General features: G+C 69.6%; 5 protein-coding genes. 4 read left to right on the top strand and 1 reads right to left on the bottom strand.

Annotation, left to right across the window (positions count from 1 at the left end):
• Positions 1-23: 23 nt before the first annotated feature.
• Positions 24-458 (bottom strand): MarR family transcriptional regulator, encoded by a 435-nt coding sequence (locus tag JWQ81_RS34630; protein ID WP_297548164.1) that lies wholly within the window; start codon positions 456-458, stop codon positions 24-26.
• A gap of 89 nt (positions 459-547) precedes the next feature.
• Between JWQ81_RS34630 and JWQ81_RS34625 the strand changes: the two genes are divergently transcribed.
• From JWQ81_RS34625 to JWQ81_RS34610, 4 genes are all read left to right on the top strand, one after another.
• Positions 548-928: a nuclear transport factor 2 family protein gene (locus JWQ81_RS34625; protein ID WP_297548162.1), complete on the top strand. Its 381-nt coding sequence runs from the start codon at positions 548-550 to the stop codon at positions 926-928.
• On the top strand, positions 925-1,296 hold the full coding sequence (locus JWQ81_RS34620) for a VOC family protein (protein ID WP_297548160.1): 372 nt from the start codon (positions 925-927) through the stop codon (positions 1,294-1,296). Before JWQ81_RS34625 ends, JWQ81_RS34620 begins: the two co-directional genes overlap by 4 nt.
• Before the next feature lie 714 nt (positions 1,297-2,010).
• Positions 2,011-8,955 (top strand): type I polyketide synthase, encoded by a 6,945-nt coding sequence (locus JWQ81_RS34615; RefSeq protein ID WP_297548158.1) that lies wholly within the window; start codon positions 2,011-2,013, stop codon positions 8,953-8,955.
• 11 nt (positions 8,956-8,966) lie between these two features.
• Positions 8,967-13,361 carry a beta-ketoacyl synthase N-terminal-like domain-containing protein gene (locus JWQ81_RS34610; RefSeq protein WP_297548156.1) on the top strand — a complete coding sequence of 1,465 codons (4,395 nt, stop codon included), beginning with the start codon at positions 8,967-8,969 and terminating at the stop codon, positions 13,359-13,361.
• The last annotated feature ends 23 nt before the right edge of the window (positions 13,362-13,384 follow it).

Here is a 13,384-nt window from a genome sequence, read left to right as displayed (position 1 = left end):
CATTCTCGTGTCCACAGATCGCGTCAGCGGCCGTCGGTGATGTTGCGGGCCAGGCGGTCCAGGTGGGAGCCGAGTGCGGCGATCTCAGCGTCGGTGAAGCCGGTGCGCAGGCGCCGGTCGTGGGCTTGGGCTGCTTTCGCAAGGTGCAGGAACAGGGTTTCGCCGTGCTCGGTGAGCTCGACCTGGTGAATGCGCCGGTTGTCGGGGTCGCGTTTGCGGGTGATCACCCCGTCGGCCTCCATAGCGTTGAGGTGGTGGGTCAGTGTCGCGCCCTGGATCCCCACCTCCTCGGCCAGTTCACGCTGGTTGGCCGGCTTCCGCGTCTTCAGTGCAAGCAGGACCAGCCAGCTCGCCCGTGATCCGCCCGCCGCGACGAGTGCGTCGTCGAAGGCGCGGCTGATGAGCTTCGTCGTCTGCGCGAGCACCACGCCGATCGGTGTGTGGAGCGGTCGGGACATGTATGTGAGCGTAGCGTAGCCGTCTAACTGTTTGACATCTAATGGTTAGATATCTAACGTTGTCGGCAAGCCGAACGCTGGGAGGAAACATGACCACGACCGCAGACCAAGTTCTCGACCTCGGCCGACGCTGGGCGGAAGCAGAGGCCGCCGGTGACGCCATCGCGCTCGACGCAATGACGACCCCGGACTTCATCCTCGTCGGCCCCCTCGGGTTCGTCCTCGACAAGCAGCAGTGGCTCGACCGCTACCGCGGCGGTGACCTCGTCACGAGGTCCGCCGACTGGCACGACGCCTCGGTGCGCGACTACGGCGCCGCAGCCGTCGCGATCGGGATCCATAACCTGCGCGCCGAATATCAGGGTCGCCCCACCGAAGGTCGCTTCCGGGTCACCCAGATCTTCGTCCGCGACGGAGAGCGGTGGGCGCTTGCCGGAGTGCAGCTCAGCCCGATCGCGGGTGCGCGATGAGCATCGAGCTGAACCACACCATCGTCCGGGTCCGCGACAAGCAGGCGGCCGCGGGGTTCCTCGCCGGCATCCTCGGGCTGCCGGTCGGCGCGCAGACCGGGGTCTTCGTGCCGGTCCGGCTGGACAACGGAGTCACGCTCGACTATCTCGATTCCGCCGAAGTCCGTTCCCAGCACTACGCCTTCCTGGTGGGGGACGCCGATTTCGACGCCGCGTTCGCGCGGATCCGGGCGGCGGGGATCGCGTACTTCGCCGACCCCGGTCACGAGCGGGCCGGCGAGGTCAACCGCAACTTCGGCGGTCGCGGCTGCTACTTCGCCGACCCTGACGGCCACAATATCGAGCTGCTGACCAAGGTGTGCGGGTAGCCGCGATCATGAGATCCGCTTGTTGGGTTGGTGAATCTCTCACTTTGTGGATTTTCGCGACCGAGCCGGATATGCTCCCGCCTTGAGCTTTCTGGGGGCAGAAGGTGAAGGTGGAGGTTTGCCAAATCCCAGGACGACGCTGTCCACAGTGTGTGGCGTTGTGCCGGTGACCGGGGTCACCGGTTTTCGTGGCGTCGTGGGTCGGCCGAGAAATGGGTCGTTAACTGTCGATTAACGGCCCGGAGACAAAAGAAACACGTGTCTTTTCTTGTTCACTTGGAAGGCGCCTACGAGCGTTTATCATCGCTTGTCGCGCACCGGCAGGACCGGATTGGGCAACCGCCGCAATCTGCCTTTCGCCTCTTGTAAATTCTACGCAAATACCGCGCGTCGCCTGGTGGATGACCAGGAAGACCCAGCGGACCACGGGGTTTGGCTGGTCCGCCTGGTCATTATCACAGGCAAATGGGCGAGCTGACTTGAGGCCCCACTCGTATTCGACCAGAAAATTTGGTGGTCGTACCACTACTAAATCCGGTCAGGTCATTGACGCGGCCGCCATAGCACGCTTAAGTACACCCCGTCACCATGTTCACTCATCCGTGAATCCGGGGGTTCCTCTTGCGTGGGTCAACTAGTGGCACCAATGGCCGCACCGGCTCCGACGGCGTGCGGGTCCGCGCCGAGCTGGTGATCGCAGTCAGTCCGTTTGGCGTGCCATCGGCACGCCTTGTCGCGGCGGCCGCCCACGCCGGCGGGCTGGGTGTTCTCGACCTCACCGGCGGTGGCCGCAAGGCCAGAGAAGAGCTGGTCAAAGCCGCGGAATGGGCGTCGGACGGCTTCGGTGTGCGTCTTACCGACCTCCCGCTCTCCCCGGCGGAAGATCTCCCGCCGTCGGCACACACAGTGATCTTGACGGCTGATTCGTCGCTGTCCGCCGCCGATTTCCCCGGTCGGCGAGTGCTCGCCGAGGTGACGAGCTGGGCGCAGGCGTTGTCGGCCGCCGCGTCCGGGGCGCAGGGCTTGGTTGCGCGTGGTCATGAAGCAGGCGGCCAGGTGGGCGACCTCAGCTCGTTCGTGTTGCTCCAGCAGTTACTCGCCGATGACACTCTCGCGCTGCCGGTGTGGGTGTGCGGCGGGGCTGGTCCCCACACGGCTGCCGCCGCGGTTGCCGGCGGGGCGGCCGGAGTCGTCCTCGACACCCAGCTCGCGCTGCTGGCCGACTCGGAGACGCCGCCCGAATACGCTGCCGCTCTCGCTGGGCTCGACGGGTCGGAAACGGCCGTGGTGCAAGGGCTTCGGGTGCTCCAGCGTCGAGGTCCGGCACGTGGTCCAGACCAGGCGCTCCCGATCGGACAGGACGGTTTCCTCGCGGCCCGCTTCGAGCGGCGCTGGGGAACGGTCGGCGCCGCTGTCCGCGGAGTGCGGGACGCCGTGACCGAAGCTCTCGCGGCCACCGTCCCCGTGCTCGGCCCGGATACCGCCGGCAGCCGGGCGTTGGGCACCACGTTCCCGGTGGCGCAGGGCCCGATGACCCGCGTCAGCGACCAGGCCGCGTTCGCCACCGCCGTAGCGGGCGGTGGCGGGCTGCCGTTCCTCGCGCTCGCGCTGTCCGGCCCCGCGCAGACCCGCACGCTCCTCGAACAGACCCGGGACGCGCTCGGCGACGCGCCGTGGGGTGTAGGTGTCTTGGGCTTCGCGGCCGACGAGATCAAGGCCGCCCAGCTGGCGATCATCCGGGAGATCCGGCCCTCGCACGCGATCATCGCCGGCGGCCGTCCGGCGCAGGCCGCCGCGCTCGAAGAGGTCGGCATCTCGACGTTCCTGCATGTCCCGTCGCCAGGGCTGCTCAAGCAGTTCCTCGCGGCCGGCGCGCGCAAGTTCATCTTCGAAGGCTCCGAATGCGGCGGCCATGTCGGTCCCCGTAACAGTTTCCCGCTGTGGGAGGCCCAACTCGGCGTCCTCGACGACTTCTTCGCCGAGGGTGGAGACGCCGCCGGACTCCAGGTGTTCTTCGCCGGCGGCATCCACGATGAGCGGTCCGCCGCGATGGTCGCCGCGTTGTCGGCACCGCTGAACGCGCGTGGTGCCGCCGTCGGCGTGCTCATGGGCACGGCCTACTTGTTCACCGAGGAAGCCGTCGGCGCCGGCGCGGTGCTTCCGCTGTTCCAGCGTCAGGTGCTCGAAGCCGCGCACACCGACCTGCTCGAAACCGCGCCCGGCCACGCGACCCGCTGCGTGCGGAGCCCGTTCACCACCGAGTACCAGGCCATCAAGGCCGACCTCGCCGCCCGCGAAGTGCCGGGCCGGGAGGCGTGGGAGGAGCTCGAACAGCTCAACGTCGGACGGCTTCGCCTGGCCAGCAAGGGAATCGAACGAGTCGGGGACGACCTCCTCGGCGTCGGCGAAGACCGCCAGCTGGCCGAAGGCATGTTCATGGCCGGCGAGGTCGCCGTCCTGCGGTCCGCCGTTACCACCATCGCCGCGTTGCACGAGTCCGTCGGAACGGGCGCGCAGGACTTCCTGGCGACACGCGTCGCGGAACTCGGCTTGGCCGTGCCAGAACCCCGTTCGACCCCGGAGCCGCTGGACATCGCCATCGTCGGGATGGCCTGTATGTTCCCGAAGGCGCCGAATCTGAGTACGTTCTGGGCGAACATCCTGTCCGGAGTGGACGCCGTGACAGAGGTGCCCGCGGAGCGCTGGGACCAGTCGCTGTACTACAGCGCGGACGGCGAGCTTCACCGGACTTCTTCGCGCTGGGGCGGGTTCCTGCCGGAGATCGGGTTCGACCCGCTGCGCTACGGCATCCCGCCCGCGTCGCTGGCGAGCATCGAACCGGTCCAGCTGCTCGCGCTCGAAGCCGCGCACCGCGCGCTCGTCGACGCCGGATACGGCGAGCGCCCGTTCGACCGCTCGAAGACGTCGGTGGTGTTCGGCGCGGAGGCGGGCAGCGATCTGTCCAACGCGATGACCCTGCGCACGGTGCTGCCGTCCTATGTCGGCGAGATCCCGCCCGCGCTGGACGCCCAGCTGCCGAAGCTCACCGAGGACTCGTTCCCCGGGGTCCTGGCGAACGTGATCGCCGGCCGGGTCGCGAACCGGCTCGACCTCGGCGGCGCGAACTACACCGTCGACGCCGCGTGCGCGTCCTCGCTGACCGCGGTCGACGTCGCGTGCAAGGAACTCACGGCGGGCACGAGCGACCTCGTCCTCTGTGGCGGCGCCGACCTGCACAACGGCATCAACGACTACCTGCTGTTTTCCTCAGTGCACGCCCTTTCCCCGACGGGTCGCTCGGCGACCTTCGACGCCACCGCGGACGGCATCGCGCTGGGCGAGGGTGTCGGCTGCGTCGCGCTCAAGCGGCTGGCCGACGCCGAACGCGACGGGGACCGGGTCTACGCCGTCATCAAGGGTGTCGGCAGCGCCAGCGACGGCCGTGGGCTCGGGCTCACCGCGCCGCGGCCCGAGGGGCAGCACAACGCGTTGACCAGGGCGTATGCGAACGCGGGGATCTCGCCCGCCGAGGTCGGACTCGTCGAGGCGCACGGCACCGGAACCGTGGTCGGCGACCGGACCGAGCTGGCGACCCTGACCAAGATGTTCGTCGAAGCCGGGGCCGAGGCCGGGACCTGCGCGATCGGTTCGGTGAAGTCGCAGATCGGCCACACGAAGTGCGCGGCGGGGCTCGCCGGGCTGATCAAGACCACGCTCGCGCTGTACACCGGAGTCAAACCGCCGACCCTGCACCTGCAGCAGCCGAACCCGGCTTGGGACGTCGAGAGCAGCCCGTTCACGTTCAACGCGGAAGCCCGGCCGTGGGCCACCGCGCCCGCGGATCGCGTTGCCGGCGTCAGCGCGTTCGGGTTCGGCGGCACCAACTTCCACGTCGTGCTCCGCGCCTACGACGGAGGTGCGCCGCCCGCGCACACCTCCGACGAGTGGCCCGCGGAGCTGTTCACCTTCCGTGGCGCGGACCAGGCCGGGGCCGCCAAGGTGGCCGGCGAGCTGCTGGCGTTGGCCGAGGCGGATCCGGGCAAGTACGAGCCGTGGCGCTTGCGTGACCTCGCGCTCGGTGCTTCCCGCCGCGCCGAGCTGGACGCCGCCCGCGGCGCCGCGACGCGAATCGCGCTGGTGTCGTCCAGTGTGGACGAATTGGCCGGGCTGCTGCGCAAGGCAATCGCCGGCGAGTCCGCCGACGGTGTCTATCTTGCCGGTGCCGCCGAGGAGACCGGCGATGTCGCGCTGCTCTTCCCTGGACAGGGAAGCCAGCGGCCGGGCATGTTCGCCGAGCTGTTCGTGGCGTTCCCCGAACTCCAGCGGCTCCTGCGGATCGGCGGCGACGTCGCCGGGACATTGTTCCCGCCGCTGGCCTTCAGCGAAGCCGGCCGACGTGAGCAGCTGGCCAGGATCACCGACACCACCGCGGCGCAGCCCGCGCTGGGCATCGTCGGCATGGCCGCGAACGTCCTGCTGGCCAAGGCCGGGGTACGGCCCGCGATGGTCGCCGGGCACAGCTACGGCGAGTTGACGGCGTTGGCCGCGGCCGGAGCGCTGGACGCGGAAACCCTCCTGCGCTGCAGCGGCGCCCGAGCCGACGCGATCCTTGGTGCCACGGGCGACGGCGATCCCGGCACGATGGCCGCGGTTTCCGCCGGGCGAGCCGAGATCGAAGCCGTGGGACTGCCGGATACGGTCGTCATCGCCAACAGCAACTCGCCGAAACAGACAGTCATCTCGGGCCCGACCGCCGCTGTGGAGTCTGCTGTGGACAGTCTTCGCTCGGCGGGGCTGAGCGCCAAGCGGATTCCGGTTGCCTGCGCCTTCCACAGCCCGCTCGTGGCAGACGCTGGTGACGCGTTCGCGGCTGTGCTCGACACGGTGTCCGTCACCGAACCGGAACTTCCCGTGTGGTCCAACCGCACCGCCGGGCCCTATCCGACCGAACCGGCGCTGATCCGGGCCGAACTCGCCGCGCAAATCGGTTCGCCGGTCAAGTTCGCCGAACAGATCGAAGCGATGTACGCCGCCGGTGCGCGCGTGTTCGTCGAGGCCGGTCCGGGTACGGTACTGACCAAGTTGGTGTCGGCGGTCCTCGAAGGACGTCCACATCGGACTGTCGCGTTCGAGGGACCTCGTCGCGCGGGGCTGTCCGGGTTCCTCGCGGCGTTGGGCCGACTGGCGGTCACCGGGGCCGAGGTCCGCACCGGCTGGCTGTTCGGCGGCCGGGACGCGGTCGACCCGGCTCGGGCCACCCGTCGTGTCCGTCCCGGCTGGACTGTCGACGGCCACCTCGTCCGCACCGCCGACGGTGCCATCCCCGCTGCTGCCCTGCATCCCGCCCAACGAATTTCGGAGCCGCTCGTGACCGCCGGACACCCTGGACAGGCTTCCTCGCCCGCCGAGGCGCTGGTCGCCGACTTCCTGCGCACCAGCCGGGAAATGATTTCCGCCCAGCGCGACGTTCTGCTCGGCTACCTCGGTGCCGACCCCGCCGCGCGGCCGATGGCCGCGCCGGTCACGTTCACGCAGGAGCTGGCCCCCGCGCGTGTTGTCCAGCCGGTGACGGCCGTCGTCGCCGCTGCCGCGCCCGTGGCGGCTCCGGCGGTGACCGGTGCTTCGGTGTTGGCGGTGGTGCTCGCGGTGATCGGGGAGCGGACCGGGTATCCGGTGGACATGATCGAGCCGGATCTTGACCTGGAAGCGGATTTGAGTGTCGACTCGATCAAGCGCGCGGAGATCGCCGGTGAGCTCGCCACCCGGCTGAACCTCCCGGCTGCCGGGGACGAAGAGGTCGAACTGCTGGCCAAGGCCCGGACCGCCGCGAGTATCACCGCGCTGGTGGTCGGTCGTGTCACCGACGCTGCCGCGGCACCGGTCACCGCGGCCGTGTCGGTCGCGGTAACGACTTCCGCGACGCCGTTGCCTGCAGCTTCGGTACTGGCCGTCGTCCTCCAGGTGATCGGGGAGCGGACCGGGTATCCGGTGGACATGATCGAGCCGGATCTTGACCTGGAAGCGGATTTGAGTGTCGACTCGATCAAGCGGGCCGAGATCGCCGGTGAGCTCGCCACCCGGCTCAACCTCCCGCTCGACGGCGACACCGAGGAGCTCGCCAAGGCGCGGACCGCGGCCGGGATCACCGCGCTCATCGCCGGCGCACCGGCCCAGATCGCGGCGGCTCCCGAACCGGTGAAGTCTTCCGTGGACGGTCACGAGCCGGTCATCGTGGCGCCGAAGCGCCTGGTCATGAAGGAGTTCGCGCTTTCGCGAGCCGGGCTGAGCGAGGGTGAACTGTCCGGGCGGCGGTTCCTCGTCCTCGGCGCCGGGGTGCTCGCCGACGTCCTGACTGCGAAACTCGGCGCGCATGGGGTTGAGGTGGTCACCTCGCTCGAGATCCCGGACGGCGGGCTCGACGGCGTCTTCCACCTTCCGGCCGCCGACAGCGAGCCCGTCCTCCCCGATGCGTTCGGTGTCTATCAGGTCGCGCTCGCCGCGTCTCCGCGGTGGGTCATCGCGAACGGTCCGGTCGAGGGGATGCGTGGCTTCTTCCGTTCGGTTTCGCGGGAATACCCGGACACCATTGCCCGGCTTGTCGAGCACGAACCGGGTACCGCGCCCGAAGTCGTCGCGGACGGACTGATCGCCGAACTGTCCGATGTGGATCGTGAGCCCGTCGTCCTGCGCAGAGGGGAGGAGCGCACAGGTCTCCGCATGGAGGCCGAAGGGCTCGGACTGCTGGGAAGCACGGGCGCCGGTCCTGCCGGTGACGGTGCTGCCGAGGCCGCCGCGATCGGACTGGACCGAGACTCGGTCGTGCTGCTCGTCGGCGGCGCCAAGGGCATCACGGCCCGGTTCGCGACGTCGCTGGCGGCGGCGAGCCGGTGCCGGCTGGAGCTGTTCGGTCGCACATCGCTGCCTGCGGAAGAAGAGGAACCGGCCATCGCCGCGGCGGGGACGTCCGCCGAACTCCGGACCGCGCTGATCGCCGGCGGGCAGCGCGTCCCGGCCGAAATCGAGCGGACCATCGGTGAGATCGAAGCCCGCCGAGAGGTGCGCGACACCGTTCGGCGGCTGACCGAACTGGGCAGCACGGTCCGGTACCACTCCGTCGACATGCTCGACACCGAAGCCGTCCATGGCGCGGTGAAAGAGATCCACGCCGAGTACGGCAGGCTCGACGGTGTCGTCTACGCCGCCGGTGTGATCGAGGACAAGCTGATCGCGGAGAAGACGCAGGCTTCGTTCAGCCGGGTGTTCTCGACGAAGGTGGACGGTGCGCGGGCCCTGCTCGACGCGGCCGGCGATTTGCCGCAGGGGCCAGGTTTCGCGGTCCTGTTCGGCAGTATCGCCGCGACGCTCGGCAACCGCGGCCAATCGGACTACGCCTCGGCGAACGACGCGTTGGAGACGCTGGGCAGCCGGTGGGCCGATGTGGACGGACGCCGCGGGCTGACCGTCCACTGGGGACCGTGGGCACCGACCGGGACCAACAACGGCATGGTCACGCCCGAGCTGATGCGGAACTACGCCCAGCGCGGGATCGAGCTCATCGATCCCGAAGAAGGCGTGCTGAGTCTCTTGCGGGAGTTGGCCTGGGGTCCCGACAATCCCGGTGACACCGGCGCGGTTGTCTACACGGCGTCAGGTTGGTGATGGTGACTCCAGTGAGCCCGGTGACCCCGGTCGCGATCGTCGGCATGTCGGTGCTGTTCCCCGGCTCGCCGGACCTCGACGCGTACTGGCGCAACCTCGTCGGCGGGTTCGACGCGATCACGGACGTCCCACCCGGACGGTGGGACGAGAGTCACTACGCGCCTTCCGAAGCGCCGCGGGCCGACCGGTTGTACTGCAAGCGCGGCGGTTTTGTCGACGAACTGGCCGAAGTGGACGTCACCGGGTTCGGGATCATGCCGAACTCGGTGCCCTCGACCGAACCCGACCAGCTCATCGCGCTGCGAGTGGCGGCACAGGCGCTCGACGACGCCGGCGGGCCCGAGCGGTTGCCCGTCGATCGACACCGCGTCGGCGTGATCCTCGGTCGGGGCGGCTATCTCACTCCGGGTCTGGTGCGGCTCGACCAGCGCGTGCGGACGGCGAGCCAGCTGGTCCGAACCCTCGGCGAGCTGATGCCCGAACTCGACGACGAGCGGCTGGAGCAGGTGCGCCAGGCGTTCACCGACGAGCTCGGTCCCGAAGCGCCGGAGTCGGCGATCGGCCTGGTACCGAACCTGGCGGCATCCCGGCTCGCGAACCGGCTGGACCTGCGGGGTCCGGCGTACACAGTGGACGCCGCGTGCGCGTCGTCGCTGGTGGCCGTCGACCATGCGATGCGCGAACTCGCTACGGGACGCTGTGACGTCGTCCTCGCCGGGGGAGTGCACCACTGCCACGACATCACGTTCTGGAGCGTGTTCACGCAGCTCGGCGCCTTGTCGAAGAGCCAGCAGATCCGCCCGTTCCACCGCGACGCCGACGGTGTGCTCATCGGCGAAGGTACCGGCGTGGTCGTGCTGAAGCGGCTGGCCGACGCCGAACGCGACGGCGACCGGATCTACGCCGTGATCACCGGGACCGGCGTCGCCAGCGACGGCAAGGCGGCCGGCCTGCTCAACCCCGACTCCGGCGGGCAGGTCCGCGCGGTCCGCCAGGCCTGGGAGGCAGCCGGGCTAGACCCGGCAGAGCCCGAGTCGATCGGCCTGCTCGAAGCGCACGGCACCGCGACCCCGGCCGGGGACAACGCCGAACTGGCCACCATCGCCGAGGTGTTCGGTCCGCCTTCAGCCGACTCGACGGCCGTGATCGGCTCGGTGAAGTCGATGATCGGCCACACCATGCCGGCTGCCGGGGTGGCTGGGTTGATCAAGGCCGCGCTCGCCGTCCACCACGGCGTCCTGCCACCGACCCTGCACTGCGAAGACCCCAACCCGGCGCTGGCGCTGACCCGATTCACCCCGGTCGACACCGCGCGGCCGTGGACGACGTCCGACGCGCAGCCCGTCCGTCGCGCGGCCGTCAACGCTTTCGGGTTCGGCGGGATCAACGCACACGTCGTGCTGGAACAGGCGACTCGTGCCCCGGCCGTTGTCCACGAGGCCGAGCGAGTGCTGCGGCTGTCCGCGGCTGACCCGGCCGCGTTGGGCGCACTGCTCGACGCCGATGACTCCGCGGTGCTGGCGGCGAGTCTCGACGAACGTGAGCCCGCCTTCGGACCCACTCGACTCGCCGTCATCGACCCGACGCCGAAGCGGCTGGCAATGGCTCGCCGCGCGGTGGCCAAGGGCAAGGGATGGCGTGGCCGCAACGACATCTGGTTCGCGCCGAACCCGCTGCTCGGCCCTGGGGGCGGCAAGCTCGCGTTCGTGTTCCCGGGTCTGGAAGCCGAATTCGAGCAGGACTCCGACGACCTCGCCCGGCACTTCGGACTGCGGGTGTCCACGGTGTCTGATTGGGACGTCCAAATCGGAGACATCGGACGTCAAGGCACCGGCGTCTTCGAACTCGGCCGGCTGCTCGACACGGCGTTGGGCAGGCTCGGTGTCATCCCGGACGCGCTCGCCGGGCACAGCCTGGGCGAGTGGACCGCGATGGCGGCCGCCGGAATCCACGCCTCCGACGAGGTCGACGCGTTCCTGTCCACGTTCGATCCGGACGCGCTGAAGGTGCCGGGGCTCGCGTTCGCCGTCATCGGCGCGGCCGCTTCACGGGTGTCCGAAGCGCTTCAAGGCCAGACCGAAGTCGTTCTCTCCCACGACAACGCGCCCAACCAGTCGATGATCTGCGGTCCGACCGAGGCGATCGGCGAGCTCGTCCGGTTCTTCCGGGATCAGGCCATCATCTCGCAGGTGCTGCCCTTCCAGTCCGGCTTCCACACGCCCATGCTGGAACCGTATCTCGGCCCGATCCTCGAAGCGGCCGAGACGTACACACTGCATCCCGCGAAGCTGCCGGTGTGGTCGGCCACCACGACGGCCGAATACCCGTCGAGCGCCGAAGAAGTGCGTGAGCTGTTCGTCCGGCACCTGCTCGAACCCGTGCGGTTCCGGCCGATGATCGAGGCGATGCACGCCGACGGCTTCCGCGCGTTCATCCAGCTCGGGGCCGGCCAGCTCGGTTCGCTCGTGGGCGACACGCTGCAGGGCAAGGATCACCTGGTCGTCGCGGCGCACTCGGCCCATCGCGGCGGACTCGCGCAGCTGCACCGGGTCGTCACCGCGCTCTGGGCTGACGGCGCCGAGGTCGACGTCGCACCCCTGCTGCCGAAGACTGCCAGCCGTAAGGCCGTCGGTCGCAAGGCCGTTCGCCGGCCGATGCGGCTGGAGCTGGGCTCCGGGCTGATCTCGCTCGGTGAGCGCACCCGCGCCGACGTCCGCGCGAGCCGGCGGCAACCGGTCGCCGCCGGTGCCGGAACGTCCTCTTTGGACGTCCTCGGTGGAAGCCCGCTGGCGGCCGAGTTTTCCGCCTTGCTGAAGGACACGGCCGCGCTGGCGTCGGAAATGCTGACCACTCGTCCGGCCCCCACGGTTCTCGCGCCGCCGACGGCGCTGACCTCGACCCTGCACGTGTCGGTCGAGGAGATGCCCTATCTGCTGGACCATTGTTTCTTCAAGCAACCACCGGGCGCCGACCCTGCCGCCGGCTGGCCGGTGGTGCCGGCCACGACCGTCATCGGCCACCTGATGGCGTTCGCCGAGCAGTCCGCGCCGGGCCGCCACGCGGTCTCCGTCCACGATGTCCGGCTCAACCAGTGGGTCACCGCGACGCCGTCGACCGACATCCCGGTCACGATTGTCCCCAATGGACCGAACCGCGTCACCGCGTCGCTCGGGACCTACTCGCAAGCTGTCGTCGAGTTGGCTCCCGAGTACCCAGGAACGCCTCCGGTGCCGTGGTCGTTCCCAGCCGACGCCGAGCGTGTTCCGGGCCTGACCGCGGAACAGCTCTACACCGAGCGCTGGATGTTCCACGGTCCGCAGTTCCAAGGTGTCACCGAGCTGACCGCGGTCGGCGACACCCACGTGCGCGGCGTGATCACCACGCCTGCCGCCCCGGGTGCGTTGCTGGACAACGTGGGCCAGGTGCTCGGCTACTGGATCATGTCGCAGCTTCCCAATCGCACCACGGTGTTCCCGGTCGGCATGGACGAGATCCGCTTCCACGGGCCGCATCCCGGCGCGGGGGAGAAGCTCGACTGCCTGGTGCGCATCACGGCCGTGACCGACTCATCGCTGGAAGCCGAGATGCAGCTGGTGCTGGGGGGGCGGGTGTGGGCGGAGTTCCGCGGCTGGCGCGACCGCCGGTTCGACAGCAACCCCACGATCCGCGCCGTCGACCGCGTACCCGAGCACAACACACTGTCCACAAGGGAGAACGGCGACTGGACGCTCGTCCACGAGCAGTGGCCCGACCTCGCCACCCGCGAACTGATCATGCGCAACATGCTCGTCGGCGTCGAACGCGAACAGTACGAGCGCCATCCTCCGCGCGGCAGGCGGCAGTGGCTGCTCGGCCGGATCGCGGCGAAGGACGCCGTGCGGCACCTGCTGTGGGACGCCGGTGCGGGTGGCATCTTCCCGGCGGAGCTGAGGATCGGCAACGACCGTGCCGGACGTCCGACCGTCGAGGGCGCGCTCGGCCGGGAACTGCCGGAACTCACCGTGTCGATCGCCCACCGCGGCGGGATCGGCGTCGCCATGGCACGGCGGCACCGATGCGGTATCGACGTCGAAGAAGTCGCTGAGCGCACCGACTCGACGTTCGCCGCCGCGCTCGGCGAGGGCGAGTGGGCCCTGCTGATGGCGGCCGCGAAGACCGCCGGAGAGCCGGAATCGCTGTGGTTCACCCGATTCTGGGCCGCGAAGGAGGCCGTGTCGAAGCTGCTCGGCACGGGCTTGCGCGGCGAGCCGAAGAATTTCGAAGTCGCGGCAGTGGGCTCGGGGCTGATGACCGTCCGTGCCGCGAGCCAGGAGTACCAGGTCCAGAGCCGGACCGTCAGTGATCCGCCGGGGCGCGAGTACGTCGTCGCCTGGGCTGAGGAAATCGATCAAGAGGAGGAAAAATGAGTGTCGAGACGACGAGTCCGGCC

It is taken from the genome of Amycolatopsis sp., assembly GCF_025464955.1.
Lineage (GTDB): Bacteria > Actinomycetota > Actinomycetes > Mycobacteriales > Pseudonocardiaceae > Amycolatopsis.
This window is presented reverse-complemented; position numbering and strand designations above follow the sequence as displayed.